Below are 14,045 nucleotides of genomic sequence, written 5' to 3'. Positions count from 1 at the left end.
AAAATAGACAGTAAGAAATGACACTGATAAAAAAGTGAGTGTTGAACTTTAATTATGTGGTATAGGTTGTTAATTGCTTTACCCAAAAGGAATTTATAGGCTTCAATAGACGATTGGTCCAAAATTTATTTTTTGATAGAAAAAACTTGAAATATTATTTCAACATGGTATGATGAATTTATCAAATAAAACGTTTTCAAAGGAGGGGTTCTATGCTAGGTGTTTCAGTCTTCCTTGGAGAAGATTTAAGCGAGGAGACAAAAGACTATCTCGTCACAATGAAAAATATTGGATTTAAAGGTATTTTTTCTTCGCTGCATATTCCAGAAGACGACAGCACACAGTACCTAAAACGATTGATCACATTAGGAGAGTGGTCTAAAAAATTAGGTATGGAATTGATGGTGGATATTTCAGGATCTGCTTTAACCAAAATTGGTTTGTCTTTTGATGATCCGGCAGAAATAACCGCGACAGGTATCACAGGTTTACGAATAGATTATGGCATTTCGAATCGAGTTATTGCTGATTTATCAAAAGTCATGAAGATCTCGCTGAACGCTAGTACGATCACCGATAAAGATGTGGCAGAGCTAAGAGCCGCTGAAGCTGATTTTCAACAATTGGAAGCATGGCATAATTATTATCCAAGGCCGGAAACAGGATTGGCTAAAGTTGATTTTATTGCTAAAAACAGTTGGCTGAAACAATTAGGATTTCGTGTAATGGCTTTTGTTCCTGGAAATGCAGAATTAAGAGGGCCTTTGTTTGAGAGTTTGCCGACGCTCGAGAAACAACGTCATATGCACCCGTTGGCAGCAACACTTGAATTGCTTAGGGACTGTTTAGTAGAGGATGTCTATATCGGCGATCCAAAAATAGACGATAAAACACAACGGCAATTTGAGGCTTATTTTAATAAGGATCATTTGCTGCTGTTTGCCGCACCTGAAAAAGACTCTGCTTACACACAGGCTGTTTTAGGCCACCATCAGAATCGTTGGGATCCAGCACGAGATGTATTGCGTAGTGCGGATGCTCGATTCAAGAAAATAAGCACGGTTCTACCTGAAGATCCGAAGCCTCGGCCCAAAGGCAGTATTACCTTGGATAACCAGCTTTACGGCCGCTACATGGGTGAAATTCAAGTAGTGGTTCGTCAGTTATCGGCCGATGAGAAAGTAAATGTTGTGGCTCAGATTATTCCAGAGGATACATCATTATTGGATTGGTGTACTGCTGGCCAACAGTTCGAGATTCAATTGAGTGAGAATTAAAAAGAGGAGTTTATGAGAATGGATTTAGGTAAATTAGCAACAGAAACAAGAAATGAGCAAACGATGGAGTTAGATAAATTATCCACAGCAGAATTTTTGCAGGTCATGAACCGAGAAGACCAAACGGTTGCCAAGGCAGTCTCGCTTGAAATTCCGCAAATCACTAAAGTAGTAGATGCTATTATACAATCATTTAATCAAGAAGGACGTTTAATTTATATGGGAGCCGGAACGAGCGGCCGTTTAGGGGTACTGGATGCAGCTGAATGCGTACCGACGTTCAGTGTGGACCCGAGCATGGTGCAAGGATTGATTGCCGGTGGAATGAAAGCGATGACAGTAGCTGTGGAAGGTGCTGAAGATTCAAAAGAATTAGGAGCACAAGATTTGAAAGCGATTGATTTAACTGAGAGAGATGTTGTTGTCGGGATCGCAGCTAGCGGTCGAACGCCTTATGTGATCGGCGGATTGGAGTATGCGGATCAAATTGGAGCAATGACGGCTACGATTTCATGTAATAAAGATGCTGAAATCAGTGCATTTGCTAAGCTGCCTATTGAGGTTGAAGTTGGACCAGAAATTCTGACAGGGTCCACACGCTTGAAATCAGGAACAGCCCAAAAATTAGTATTAAATATGCTATCGACAGGTGCTATGGTGGGAATCGGAAAAGTTTACCAGAACTTAATGGTAGATGTAAAGCCGTCTAATAAAAAATTAGAAGAACGTGCCAAGCGTATAATTATGGAAGCGACGGAGTGTTCTTATGACGTCGCAAGCGAAATGTTTGAAGCAGCAAATCATCAAGTAAAATTAGCAATCGTTATGATTTTGACTGACTCATCCAAGGAAGAAGCCAGTGAAAAGTTAACGACTGCCAAAGGATTTATCCGTAAAACAATTGCATAAGAATGCTAACCTAGGAGGATATAAAAATGGCTGAAACAAAAGTACAGCGTTTAGCTAGAGAAATCTATGCGCAAGTTGGCGGTATGGGAAATGTTAATAAAGTGATTCACTGTATGACACGAGTACGAATGGACATCAAAGACAATGAAAGCGTTGATCTAGACGGATTAAAAAAAATAGACGGCGTCATGGGAGTTGTTGAAGATGATACATTGCAAGTTGTATTAGGCCCAGGCATTGTTAATAAAGTTGCCAATGAAATGGTCAGTATGGCCGGTGTACGTTTAGGCGAAACGATTCCGACTCAAGCAGCATCCAGCGGTCCTTTGTCTGGCCGCGAAGAAGCAGAAAGAAAAGCCGCAATCACGAAAGCCGATCAGAAGAAAAAGAACAATACCCCTTTTAAACGAGCACTAAAGTCGATCGCTAACATCTTTGTTCCGTTAATTCCAGCATTTGTTGGTGCGGGGATCATCGGCGGAATCGCCTCTGTCATGCAAAACATGCTGACAGCGGAGACGTTGAGCGGAGAAACATGGGTAACCATGGTTGTTGTATTAAACATTATTAAAAATGGGCTGTTTGCTTATTTAAATATCTATGTCGGGATCAATGCTGCAAAAGTATTTGGAGCAACCGAAGGACTCGGAGGAGTCGTGGCTGGAATCATCTATCTAACCGGGATGGACCCAGAACTGCCTTTGCCAAATATTTTTACAGGCGGCGATTTAGCTGCAGGTCAAGGTGGAATCATTGGCGTTATCTTTGCAGTCTTTCTTTTAGCGATTGTTGAAAAATGGTTGCGTAAATTCATTCCTGATTCAATTGATGTTATTGTGACACCAACGATTGCTTTATTAGTTATTGGACTTGTAACGATTTTCTTGATCATGCCGATTGCGGGTGTTATCTCATCTAGCTTAGTTGGAGCGATCACTTGGGTCTTGAATGTTGGCGGCGCATTTGCCGGATTTGTTTTAGGTGCAACGTTCTTACCGATGGTTATGTTCGGACTTCATCAGATATTGACACCGATTCATATCGAAATGATTTCGACACAAGGCATGACATTGCTTTTGCCGATTCTGGCAATGGCAGGCGGCGGACAAGTTGGAGCAGCAGTAGCTCTTTGGGTAAAATGCCGTAAAAATAAACAGTTGACGAATATGATCAAAGGATCTTTGCCTGTTGGGATTTTAGGGATTGGAGAACCGCTGATTTATGCAGTAACATTGCCATTAGGTCGTCCGTTCATCACTGCTTGTATTGGTGGAGGTATCGGTGGAGCTGTGATTGGCGCAATTGGCGGAATTGGAGCAACAGCGATTGGACCATCAGGTGTGGCTTTATTGCCGTTGATTGCTAATAACTTATGGTGGGGTTATGCACTAGGATTAGCAGCGGCTTATGCTGGAGGATTTGTGGCGACCTATTTATTCGGAGTTCCTAAAGAAGCAATGGAACCGTCAGAATTGCCTTCAACTGAAACAGCAAACCCTGAGATGGTTGACCTGGAAGAAACAAGTGTTGTAAGATAAGACAGTTAAAAGAATCGATAAAAGGCCTCTAAGTCTGTTGATTTAGAGGTCCTTCTTTTTACTGAAATGAAAGGAGAGGTCTTATGCAGAGCAATCTTTTATTTAGGATCAAAGAAAAAATGGCTGATCTGCCTCAATCAGAAAAAAAAATTGCGGCTACGATCTTAGCTGATCCAGCAGCTGTGATTCAAATGAATGCCACGAGTTTAGCCTTGCAAGCCGGTTCCAGCTCTGCAGCGGTTATCCGCTTTTGTCATTCGATCGGGTTAAAAGGGTTTACTCAGTTAAAGTTAAATTTATCAGCGGATACTCAAGGGATCCAAGAAAAATTGTACAGTGAAATTCAACCGAATGAAGAGTTGGGTCAAATCAAAAAGAAGTTTTTAATGCAGACTCATCATGTTTTTAAAGAAACCAACCAGACTCTAAAGGCCGATTGCGTAGCGCAAGTCACCCAATGGTTTAATGAGAGCAAAGTAATCTATACTTATGGAATCGGGGCTTCTCATTTAGTGGCTTTGGACTTGCAGCAAAAATTCAGCCGGATCGGCAAATCGATCATCTGCTCGCAAGATCAGCATCTGCTTGTGACATCTATGTCGGTGACGGAAGAAAATGCAGTATTTTTAGGCGTTTCTAATAGCGGCGAGAAACAAGAGGTTATCGCTTTGATGAAAACGGCTAAGAAACTCGGAATAAAAACCATTTCATTAACGAAAGAAACGACGAATACATTAAGTCAATTAGCAGACATTTCGTTAAAGACAGCTAACAGTCATGAAGCGCCTTTGCGAAGCGGCGCCACTGTTTCATTATTAGCACAAATGTATGCTGTTGATTTATTGTTCTACGATTTTGCCACCAAGTATTATGATACAACGATTGAGAACTTAGAAAAATCAAAAGAAGCTATTCGGAGTTTGTCTCATGATTTAGAAGCATAAAAAAAGAGGTTCTCCATTTGCTGAAAAAGCAAATGAGGAACCTCTTTTTTATTAACCAAATAAAGCAAAGTAACCAATAACTAATATCCCTAAGACAATTCGATACCAACCAAATGCTTTGAAGTCATTATTTTTAATGTACCCCAACAAGAATTTGATAGCCAAAACTGAAACAAGGAAGGCTACGACCATCCCGGTCACTAAGATACCGATCTCCATGCCCGTAAAGTTAAAGCCAAATTTAACAAGTTTTAATGCACTGGCACCGAACATAACTGGAATAGATAAGAAGAAAGAATATTCTGCAGCAATGTAACGAGAAGAGCCTAATAAGATAGCACCTAAAATCGTTGCTCCTGAACGTGACGTTCCTGGGATCAACGATAGGACTTGGAACATCCCGATCAAGAAAGCCGTTTTATATGTTAAATCTTTGAAGGTTTTAATAGAACCTTCACGTCCAGCATTCCGGTTTTCAATCACAATAAAGAGTACTCCATAAACGATCAGCATGATGGCAACTGTTAAATAATTGTATAAGTGTTCGTTCAACCAATCATCAAACAATAAGCCTAAAACAGCTGCAGGCAATACTCCAACGATAACTTTATACCAAATAGACATCGTATCTTTTTTTTCTTGTGTTGTTTTTTTTGGTGAAAATGGATTTAGTTTATGGAAGAAAAGCAAAACAACTGCTAAAATAGCTCCTAACTGAATCACAACAAAAAACATTTCTTTAAATGCTGGAGAAGCATCCAACTGAATGAATTCCTCCACTAAAATCATATGGCCGGTACTGCTGATTGGCAGCCATTCAGTAATTCCCTCAACGATTCCTAAGAAAATCGCTTTTAATAATTCAATGAAAACCATGTTGTACTCCTTTCGACTCTTTCATTCTATCAAGACACAAAAATAAGTATACCGAAATTTTATTAAACTTCCAAATGAATTAAGTAAAATATCTCCTTTTTATTAGAATCTTATTCTCTAGAGAGCTCATTTTCTTTTAGTCAGTGAAAAAAGGTTAGAGCTGTCCGTAAATCATTTGAACCAATAAACTGCTGACAGCCACAAAGAACCAGGTGATCAAACCTAATAAAACGGGCTTAGTACCTGTTTTTAGCATATCTTTTACATTAGCTGTTAAACCAATTGATCCTAAAGCCATGGCGATCATAAAGCGAGAAGCCCATTTTGCTGCAGCAATAAACCCAGCCGGTAATATTCCAGTACTGCTGATAATGGAAGCAACTAAAAACCATAGAATAAACCAAGGGAAGATTTGTTTGATCGAAACGGTATCACTGGTTTTCTTTTTCTTGAAAATTTGAATACCCGCAATCACTAAAGAAACGGGAATGATCAGTGTAGCACGTGTCAGTTTAACAATAGTGGCATAATCACCCGCTGTTTCACTAAAACTATACCCAGCAGCAACAACGGAAGAAGTATCATTGATTGCTGTTCCAGCCCATAAACCAAAACCAGCATCAGACAACTGCATTAAATGCCCGAAAAACGGAAACAGAAAAACGGCCAGAATGTTAAATAGAAAAATAGTGGAAACGGAAAGGGCAACTTCATCATCATCCGCCTCAATAATCGGAGCAACGGCAGCAATCGCAGAACCCCCGCAGATAGCTGTGCCTACGCCGACTAAGATTTTTAGATTCGTTGGAATTTTCAACCATTTACCAACTAAAAAAGCGACAATGAAAGCAACAGCAATGGTAACTAACGTGACACTGATAGAAGTTGCGCCTGTTTTGCCGATATCTTGGATATTCAAACTAAAACCTAGTAAAATAATGGACCACTGCAAAACTTTTTTTGCTGAAAATTTGATTCCGGGTTGAAAATCCTCTCCGACTCCAACCGTGTTTTTGAGCACTAGCCCAATAATGATAGCGAAAACAGCACTGCCGATAATGGGGAAAAAGTTTCCCAATACTGTAGAAACAGCGGCAATCAAGCCAGCTAAGATAAGGCCTTTTGCTTTTTTCATAGATAAGAACTCCTTTCAAAATTTTCCTTATCTAACTATAGCACAATTTTAATAAAGAGCAGCCGAAAAGGGGATAAAAAGAAGACTTGATTTAAGAAGTATCTATAAGCTCAGCCGTTCGATAATAACTGCTAATAGAAAAAGAAAGATGGCTCCGGGTTCCAATAAACAAAAAATGGAAAGGGTGCCGTTTATCTTCAAAAACAAAGAGCTTTATGGTATCATAAAGTGAGCCTTTTCATTGGGATAAATTAATGGGAAGAATTATAGAATTTCTAAGGAGATGGATATACATGGGAATGTTTGATTTTTTAAAGAAAAAAGATACAACACCTGAAAATAGTCCAGTAAAATTATACGCACCAGCAAATGGGAAATTGATCCCAATTGAGGAAGTTGCTGACCCTGTCTTTTCACAAAAAATGATGGGCGATGGTTTTGCGGTTATTCCAACAGATGGAAAAATCACTTCACCAGCAGCAGGTAAAGTACTAAGTGTGTTTCCAACACAACACGCAGTAGGCCTTTTACTTGAAAACGGCGTAGAAATTTTACTCCACATGGGGCTAGACACAGTAGAATTAAGCGGCGGACCTTTTGAAACAGTCGTTAAAGAAGGCGACCAAGTGACACCGGAAACCGTTATATCTACCGTTGACTTAGCTGCATTAGAAGCAGCTGGAAAAGACAATGCAATGGTCGTTGTCTTTACAAATATGGACAAAGTATCTGATTTCAACTTGTCTGCTTCAGGCGATGTTTCAACTGCTGCAGAAATAGGATCGGTTACAGCTAACGCATAAAAATAGAAAAAATAAAAAGGCCAGAGAAAAAGCAACTCTTTTCTCTGGCCTTTTTTTTTATTGGTTCTATCATTTTGGGTGTTGGTAAGTGAAATGACTATATGCTGCAATCTTGAAATTTTTGGAGGAATAGTGGCTGCTTGTAGCCTTGAAAACCTGGAGACCCAAAGGGGCTCCAGGCGGTCCAATGGCTTTCTACAAGCAAACACGTAAGTTCCGAAGGAAATTTCAATCTAAGAGACACCAACACGATTTGATAAAGAGCCTTTTTATTTAGCTGGTCTAACAAGTGTATACTCTTCATTCAATGTTGCATACTGATCACCAGCTAAACGAGCAACAGGATTTAAATTTCCTGTGAGAATATACTCTTTAGCTAAATCAAACACAGTTTCATCAAAGAAGAAATCTGTTACACGAATGATGAAGAGGTCAGTGACCACAGTTCCATGATCATCTTCGATTGGAACATATTGATGCACTGTTCCTTCAAAATGGATTTTAGCTTCTTTGATCGTTGGAACGCTGACCGTGTGGCTGTCTATCAAGGTTAAATTTGTCCGTTCAAGCTCGCTTTCATCAGGGGCTAAAGGAGCAGAGGTCCGATTCATTTCTTCAACCAAATCATAATCTACGATATGAACGACAGCTTCTCCACGGTCTAAAATGTTGCGCGCCGTATCTTTGATTTCGCCTGATTTTCGTAAAATAGCTACAGTTAGTAATGGCAGTTCATTAGAGGCAGCACTGAAAAAACTGAAAGGAGCAGCATTAACGACCTCGCCGTTTTTTGATAAAGTCGTAACCCAAGCAATTGGGCGAGGAATCACACTGCCGCTGATAAACTTGTATTGTTGTTTTTTAGTTAATTGAGCTGATGTAAAATGAAGCACATAAATCCCATCCTTTTTTCCTGTTAAAACAAAATCCGCAGTCTGCTTCTTGAAAAATCAAAAGCATTCGTGACTGCGGAATTCAGTTAATAGTTGTATTTCTGTAAACTAATCCAAGTTACACCTTTTTTGTCTTACAGGTATTCTTTTTCAAAGACTTTGTTGCTGCGAACCGTGTCGATCGGACGCACAAGTTTTTCGATTTCAGCACGCTTATTACGGAAAGCTGGCGGCAAAGCCAATTTTTCGCCAAGGGTTTCATAACTTTCTTCATCATCAATAAAGCCAGGACCGTCGGTTGCAAATTCAAACAAGATGCCTTGTGCAATACGGGCGTAGAGCGATTCAAAATAGAAGCGGTCGACATAGCCAGAAGTTGGGAATCGGAATTGCGCCATTCGTTCGACCCATTCATCTAGAGCAGCCCGATTTTCCACACGGAAAGCTAAGTGATGCACACTGCCATAACCTTGTTGAGCTTGCGGCAAAACTTGGTTGTGTTCAACGATCATTTGCGCTCCGTTACCGCCTTTTCCAACTTCAAATAAATGAAAGTCGCCTTCTTGGGCAATTTCTTTGAAAAGGAGAACTTTTTCGAGAACTTCTTTTAAAAAGTCGAAGTTAGCGATACGTACAAAAACGGGCCCTAAGCCAGTAATAGCAAATTCATCAGGAACGGGACCTTTATGCCAAGGCGCTCCAGAACCGATACCGGTATTGTTTTCATCGGAAATCAATTGATAGAGTTGTTCATCAAAGTCTTCAAAAGATATTGTTTTAACACCAAATTGTTCCTTGATACCGGTATGCTTTACATCATATTTAGCAAAACGCTTGATCCAATAATCCAGTGCAGCATCGCTTGGGACACGAAAAGAAGTCTTAGAGATATCATTCGTCCCTTTGATCCCTTTAGGGGTACCCGGAAAATCAAAAAAGGTCATATCGGTTCCGGCACTGCCTTGATCATCTGCAAAAAAGAGATGATAGGTTTGGATATCGTCTTGATTGACGGTTTTTTTGACTAGTCGCAAACTTAAGACAGAGGTAAAGAAATCATAAATTTTTTCTGCACTGCTTGTAATAGCGGTGACGTGGTGAATCCCTTTTAATTCGTTCATATTAAAATTCCTCCAATTGAGCTTCGATTTCTGCTCGTTTATTTTCTAAAAAAGGGGGTAAAGAAAAGCTTTTTCCCAATTCTTCCACTGGCTCATCTAATGTAAAGCCAGGTCCTTCGGTCGCAATCTCTATTCGCAAGTGATTGGGTTCCTTAATGTAAAGACTCTTGAAATAACCCCGTTCAACATACAATTCAATATCTAACTGAGATTCTTCAGCTTTTTGGTGCAGCGTTTCAAGTGCTTCTGAAGAATCAACGGAATACGCAATGTGGTCAATCGTTCCGCGTCCCATTCTAGTAACCGCTCTGCTGCAGCTAGGTTTGACTGTAGTCAGGAAATGAGTAGCAGGATCGGCTACTTGTCCAATAGCTTTAGTTCTTGTTAAACCTAAAAAATTCGTTAAAAAATTTAATGTTTTTTCCGGTTCTTCAACTCGTAATGAAGCTTCAGCTAAACCGATGATTTGATAGGCAACAGGTATATCAGAATGTCGGGTAGCATTTTCAGGTAAAATAGTTTCATCTGTTTCAATGAATGCAAGAGGCAATGAATCATCGTCTTCAAAAGCTAAAGTCTGCTTGCAACTATTGTATTCTGTTACAATTGAATAGTCATTTAACCGTGATTCCCAATACGCTAAACTTCCCTTTGGAACGTTTAAAAAAACAGTAGAAAAATAATTATTTTCATTATAGGCATGCCCAATATTCTTGTATTCAAAAAACGTTAAAAGTGTACCGGGATTGCCTTGATGATCTCCATAGAAAAGATGCCGGATTTTTGTGTCTTGCTGATTAACAGTATTTTTTACAAATCGTAATCCCAAAATTTCTGTATAAAAATGATGGTTCGCAGTTGCTGATTTTGTAAAAGCTGAAATATGATGAATTCCTTTAATCATTGTCAAGTCTCCTTTATTTCAAAATAGGTCAATTGTTGGTTCATCGTTTTGATCTGCGTTAATCTTAGTGTAACATAGAAAAAACGCACTTACAATAAATAAGTTTAATTAGAGATAAATTAAGTCGAAGTAATAAAAAACAATAATAAAAACTCACTAAGAGTTTCTATTATTGTTTTTTATGTCCTGCTTATTCAAAAAATACACAAACACATTCAGGTGCATAAACGTCTTTTTGAATCAACGTTAATTTTCCAGATTCTTCGTTACGTTCAAACAACGTTAAATTATCTGAATCTTGATGTGCGACCACTGCGAATTTTCCAGAAGGGTCTAAATCAAAGTCACGCGGAATTTGTCCTTCAGAAGGAACCCGTTCGATCAGTTTCAATGACCCGTCTTCAGTTGAAACAGCGAAGACAGCGATTGAATCGTGGCCACGGTTAGAAGCATAGACAAAACGGCCGTCATTAGAAATGCGAATAGCTGCTCCGCCATTAAAACCAGTGTATTCAACTGGAATAGTAGAGAGCGTTTGGATATGCGAGAAAGCACCTGTTTCTGGTTCATAACTCACGGTAATGATCTCGCTGCTTAATTCAGCAAAGATATAGGCAAATTTTCCATTGGGATGAAAAACTAAGTGCCGTGGGCCAGCCCCAGGCGCAGTGTCAAAGCGGCTCACTTCAGTTAATTTGCCTTTTTCACTGATGGCATACGTGTATACGGCATCTGTTCCTAAATCGCAAGCAACCAAATAAGTACCGTCAGGTGTTAAATCACTATAGTGAGCATGAGGGCTTTGTTGGTTTTCGTGAATACTAGAACCGGTATGTTTAACCGTATCTAATAACGTTAAATGACCTGCTGCATCAGTTTTTAGAACAGCGATCTCGCCTTTGTGGTAATTAGCGGTATATACAAAAGAACGGTCATCGTCAACACTGACATAGCAAGGAGGAGCTCCTTCAGCCGTTACAGCGTCTACAGGAACAAATTCGTCTCGTTCATTCTTTTTAAAAGAGACCAGTCCGCCTTCGCCGTTTTCTTTTGAAATGGCATATAAAATTTCTTTATTTCCTGATAAAGCGAGGTAAGTAGGGCTGTCAGCTCTAGCAATAAAATGTAAGTTTGTCAGTTCTTTTTTTTCAGTATCCAATTGGATTTGATAAATTCCTTTGCTTTCGCGTTTAGTATAGGTTCCTAAAAAGATAGTTTCTTTCATATGAACTTCCTCCTAATGATTTCGTATTCAGTAATAAATTAAGTATAGCATAGAACGAAAAAACAATGATAATAAAACCTGCAAATTCAAAAAAAGGTTCCCCTTCTAGTAACAAAAACTAGAAGAGAAACACAGAAAAAGTTTAGGTCGTTGCATTTCGCGGGTTTAGCAGCTTCATAACCGCTGCATAGATCCGTTCGTTCGATTGAGTATCGCGGTATTCGATCAAAGCATCGGCTTTTTTCCGATTTTTCCGATTCAGTTTGAAAGGAGGTTTACCGAGTTGTTCTAGAAGATAAATAAGATTTTCTTCATTTGAAGTGATCTCACCCGGCAGTTCATTTAAGTAAATTTCACGAGGAGCGATAGGGCTGGTCGTGTCTGATAAAGCCACCTCTGGCTGATAAAAATAAACAGGTTTCGTTAAAAAACTGAAATCAAAAGCAAGCGGATCAGAATCGGTTATAAAAATGCTGCTTTCTTTGACTAACTGCAAAACATCAACATATTCTTGCAGCAGAACCTGACAATTTAAGGCAGAGAAGTCGCTCAAGTAACGCAACATGGCATGCGGCAAAGCGACCACCACTTGTAAATCGCGTTCTGCACTAAATCGTTTAAAGTCAGGGTTGTCTAACAGACTAAGAAAACGCTTGGCCGTTCGGTCGATTGCTTCCGTTTGATAATGCAGTCCAGTTTCTTGTTCCGTCGGGAAAATCAAAAGTTGATGAGTGTTTAAAGCACCTTCTTTTTCTTCTAAAAGAGTATCAAAGCGAGCTAAACCAGTGATGGCTACTTGCTGTTCAGGATAATCCAGCGTTTCAATAGCATAACGCTTTTCGTTTTTGGAACTAACAAGTACTAGGTCTGTCTCGAATTGCTTTGTGTCAAAACCAAGAGAGGCTTTAACTGGCTGCAGTCCTAAAACATTATTTTGTAAAAGAACGCGTTTAGCACCGATGGTATCTATCCATAGCGGGTTGCGCGTTGGATAAATGTGGTAAGGCGCTTCAGAGGTCAAAATGATTTGAGCCATCAATAATGTTCGGATGTATTTCTTCGATTTAAAGGGCAAGACATGATCTTCCCCTAGAGCGCATACTTTTTCATAATCAGGCGAATCTGGATCAAGAACGTAATAAACGTCTAGTTCAGGATAGGTTTCGCGTAAGTAACGGAAGTAGTACCAGCCGTTATTGCGGGCTTCCATTGGTTTTTCGCCGATGATCCAAATCTTTCGGTCGGTATAGAAAGGTTTTATTAAACGAGCAAACGGTTGGATCTCTCGATAATATTCATAAACCTCTTTAGCGTACTTTGTTGCAGCTAAGGTTAACCCGTTATACTGTTCAGTAAAGTTAGGCGCAAAGAGATAAACCCATTTGCCATATGCAACAGCGTAGTCTTTATAAATCTTACGAGACTTTAAATCTTGTGGGTGTGCTATGCGTACCACAGTTGGATCAAACAGACCATTTAAGTAAACTTCAAAGTAAAAGTCGAAATCTTCATCGCCAATGTTGTCAATAAATAATTCCTTGGCAAAGTCATCTAACGCAACGTCGATCTCATAGTCGTAAAAGTAATGATGAGTTCCGTTTTCCAAGCGATTCAATTGATGATTGGAATGGATGGTGCGTTGAGTACCTGATTTGCGGCCCACCATAATCGTATCAACGCGGTTAATGGCTATCGCTGTCGTGATAAGTTCGCCAGCAACGTGTAAGTGGCCTTTTTGGATTTCAACTTTATTGATTTGACTAGCATGGATATAACGAATGCTGCGCACAGGGACATTTACTGTAAAACAAAAGCCATGGGTCTTGCGGCTGAAATAAGGATAAATATTATTGTCTTCATCCTTAAATTGCGATAAACCAAACGAATCAAAATGATCAAATAAATCAAGCGAAAGCGGTTCTTCTTTTTGAATCCACTCGTCATTCACCAAATATTGGATAACGAAATAAAACTCAAAATGTTCTTTTGGATTTTTTGAAGTGTTTTGGCGAATAAATTCGCGGATAGAAACTGTAAAACGGTAGGTCGATTCGCCTGTTTTCTCAGCTAAAAAAGGGTAACGAGTCCCTGTTTCTCTATGCAGGATATAGAATTCCTTTAAGCTGGGCGTTTGCTCTTTCGAAAGGGAAAGAGTGGTCATAATTGTATCGCCTTCTTTGCGTATTGAAAAAGAAGGGTGTTTAATCGTTTTAAGTTGTTGCTCAATGATTTCTTCAGATTGGATGTCTTTGCTGGATGACATAAAATAGTACCCCCAATATCGCATAGTTAGCGATGATTCACTAAATTTATCATACCAGTCCATTCAACAGGTGGCAAACGGTTTCGGTCAAATGTATGGAAAAATTGATTGAAAAACTAAAAAAAGGGCCAAACTTCAAACCTCCCGAGACAAAATG

General features: G+C 39.4%; 12 protein-coding genes. 5 read left to right on the top strand and 7 right to left on the bottom strand.

Annotation, left to right across the window (positions count from 1 at the left end):
* Nucleotides 1-212: 212 nt before the first annotated feature.
* From JHE06_RS08980 to JHE06_RS08965, 4 genes are all read left to right on the top strand, one after another.
* A complete protein-coding gene (locus tag JHE06_RS08980; RefSeq protein WP_058919017.1) occupies nucleotides 213-1,277 on the top strand; it encodes a DUF871 domain-containing protein in 1,065 nt (354 codons plus the stop codon).
* Between the two features lie 18 nt (nucleotides 1,278-1,295).
* Nucleotides 1,296-2,186 carry an N-acetylmuramic acid 6-phosphate etherase gene (gene murQ / locus JHE06_RS08975; protein ID WP_058919016.1) on the top strand — a complete coding sequence of 297 codons (891 nt, stop codon included), beginning with the start codon at nucleotides 1,296-1,298 and terminating at the stop codon, nucleotides 2,184-2,186.
* Nucleotides 2,187-2,212: 26 nt separating this feature from the next.
* The gene (locus tag JHE06_RS08970) at nucleotides 2,213-3,724 is read left to right on the top strand and encodes a PTS transporter subunit EIIC (RefSeq protein WP_058919015.1); all 1,512 of its coding nucleotides are present in this window, start codon (nucleotides 2,213-2,215) and stop codon (nucleotides 3,722-3,724) included.
* An 83-nt stretch (nucleotides 3,725-3,807) separates the two neighbouring features.
* Complete coding sequence (locus JHE06_RS08965; RefSeq protein ID WP_201088560.1) at nucleotides 3,808-4,668, top strand: MurR/RpiR family transcriptional regulator; 861 nt, start codon at nucleotides 3,808-3,810, stop codon at nucleotides 4,666-4,668.
* A 51-nt stretch (nucleotides 4,669-4,719) separates the two neighbouring features.
* Here JHE06_RS08965 and JHE06_RS08960 read toward each other — a convergent pair whose 3' ends face one another.
* Together JHE06_RS08960 and JHE06_RS08955 are read right to left on the bottom strand one after the other, a co-directional pair.
* Nucleotides 4,720-5,544, bottom strand: a complete 825-nt coding sequence (locus tag JHE06_RS08960) for an undecaprenyl-diphosphate phosphatase (protein WP_058919013.1) — start codon at nucleotides 5,542-5,544, stop codon at nucleotides 4,720-4,722.
* A gap of 154 nt (nucleotides 5,545-5,698) precedes the next feature.
* Nucleotides 5,699-6,679 carry a YeiH family protein gene (locus JHE06_RS08955; RefSeq protein WP_058919012.1) on the bottom strand — a complete coding sequence of 327 codons (981 nt, stop codon included), beginning with the start codon at nucleotides 6,677-6,679 and terminating at the stop codon, nucleotides 5,699-5,701.
* A 299-nt stretch (nucleotides 6,680-6,978) separates the two neighbouring features.
* On the opposite strand from JHE06_RS08955, the gene JHE06_RS08950 reads away from it, so the two are divergent.
* A complete protein-coding gene (locus JHE06_RS08950) occupies nucleotides 6,979-7,482 on the top strand; it encodes a PTS sugar transporter subunit IIA (RefSeq protein WP_058920252.1) in 504 nt (167 codons plus the stop codon).
* Nucleotides 7,483-7,751: 269 nt separating this feature from the next.
* Here JHE06_RS08950 and JHE06_RS08945 read toward each other — a convergent pair whose 3' ends face one another.
* From JHE06_RS08945 to JHE06_RS08925, 5 genes are all read right to left on the bottom strand, one after another.
* A complete protein-coding gene (locus JHE06_RS08945) occupies nucleotides 7,752-8,375 on the bottom strand; it encodes a flavin reductase family protein (RefSeq protein WP_058919011.1) in 624 nt (207 codons plus the stop codon).
* 134 nt (nucleotides 8,376-8,509) lie between these two features.
* Nucleotides 8,510-9,496, bottom strand: coding sequence for a ring-cleaving dioxygenase (locus tag JHE06_RS08940; protein WP_201088559.1), 987 nt, complete (start codon nucleotides 9,494-9,496; stop codon nucleotides 8,510-8,512).
* Between the two features lies 1 nt (nucleotide 9,497).
* A complete protein-coding gene (locus JHE06_RS08935) occupies nucleotides 9,498-10,400 on the bottom strand; it encodes a VOC family protein (RefSeq protein WP_201088558.1) in 903 nt (300 codons plus the stop codon).
* A 190-nt stretch (nucleotides 10,401-10,590) separates the two neighbouring features.
* The gene (locus tag JHE06_RS08930; RefSeq protein WP_058919008.1) at nucleotides 10,591-11,625 is read right to left on the bottom strand and encodes a lactonase family protein; all 1,035 of its coding nucleotides are present in this window, start codon (nucleotides 11,623-11,625) and stop codon (nucleotides 10,591-10,593) included.
* A 142-nt stretch (nucleotides 11,626-11,767) separates the two neighbouring features.
* Nucleotides 11,768-13,888 carry a CDP-glycerol glycerophosphotransferase family protein gene (locus JHE06_RS08925; protein WP_201088557.1) on the bottom strand — a complete coding sequence of 707 codons (2,121 nt, stop codon included), beginning with the start codon at nucleotides 13,886-13,888 and terminating at the stop codon, nucleotides 11,768-11,770.
* Nucleotides 13,889-14,045: the final 157 nt, after the last annotated feature.

The sequence above is a fragment of the Carnobacterium sp. CS13 genome, from assembly GCF_016653495.1.
Classification (GTDB): domain Bacteria; phylum Bacillota; class Bacilli; order Lactobacillales; family Carnobacteriaceae; genus Carnobacterium_A; species Carnobacterium_A antarcticum.
This window is presented reverse-complemented; position numbering and strand designations above follow the sequence as displayed.

What these genes read in the sequence shown, in the direction of transcription:
- JHE06_RS08980 (WP_058919017.1), top strand. Translation starts at nt 213, where the DNA reads ATGCTAGGTGTTTCAGTCTTCCTTGGAGAAGATTTAAGCGAGGAGACA.
- murQ (WP_058919016.1), top strand. Translation starts at nt 1,296, where the DNA reads ATGGATTTAGGTAAATTAGCAACAGAAACAAGAAATGAGCAAACGATG.
- JHE06_RS08970 (WP_058919015.1), top strand. Translation starts at nt 2,213, where the DNA reads ATGGCTGAAACAAAAGTACAGCGTTTAGCTAGAGAAATCTATGCGCAA.
- JHE06_RS08965 (WP_201088560.1), top strand. Translation starts at nt 3,808, where the DNA reads ATGCAGAGCAATCTTTTATTTAGGATCAAAGAAAAAATGGCTGATCTG.
- JHE06_RS08960 (WP_058919013.1), bottom strand. Translation starts at nt 5,544, where the DNA reads ATGGTTTTCATTGAATTATTAAAAGCGATTTTCTTAGGAATCGTTGAG.
- JHE06_RS08955 (WP_058919012.1), bottom strand. Translation starts at nt 6,679, where the DNA reads ATGAAAAAAGCAAAAGGCCTTATCTTAGCTGGCTTGATTGCCGCTGTT.
- JHE06_RS08950 (WP_058920252.1), top strand. Translation starts at nt 6,979, where the DNA reads ATGTTTGATTTTTTAAAGAAAAAAGATACAACACCTGAAAATAGTCCA.
- JHE06_RS08940 (WP_201088559.1), bottom strand. Translation starts at nt 9,496, where the DNA reads ATGAACGAATTAAAAGGGATTCACCACGTCACCGCTATTACAAGCAGT.
- JHE06_RS08935 (WP_201088558.1), bottom strand. Translation starts at nt 10,400, where the DNA reads ATGATTAAAGGAATTCATCATATTTCAGCTTTTACAAAATCAGCAACT.
- JHE06_RS08930 (WP_058919008.1), bottom strand. Translation starts at nt 11,625, where the DNA reads ATGAAAGAAACTATCTTTTTAGGAACCTATACTAAACGCGAAAGCAAA.
- JHE06_RS08925 (WP_201088557.1), bottom strand. Translation starts at nt 13,888, where the DNA reads ATGTCATCCAGCAAAGACATCCAATCTGAAGAAATCATTGAGCAACAA.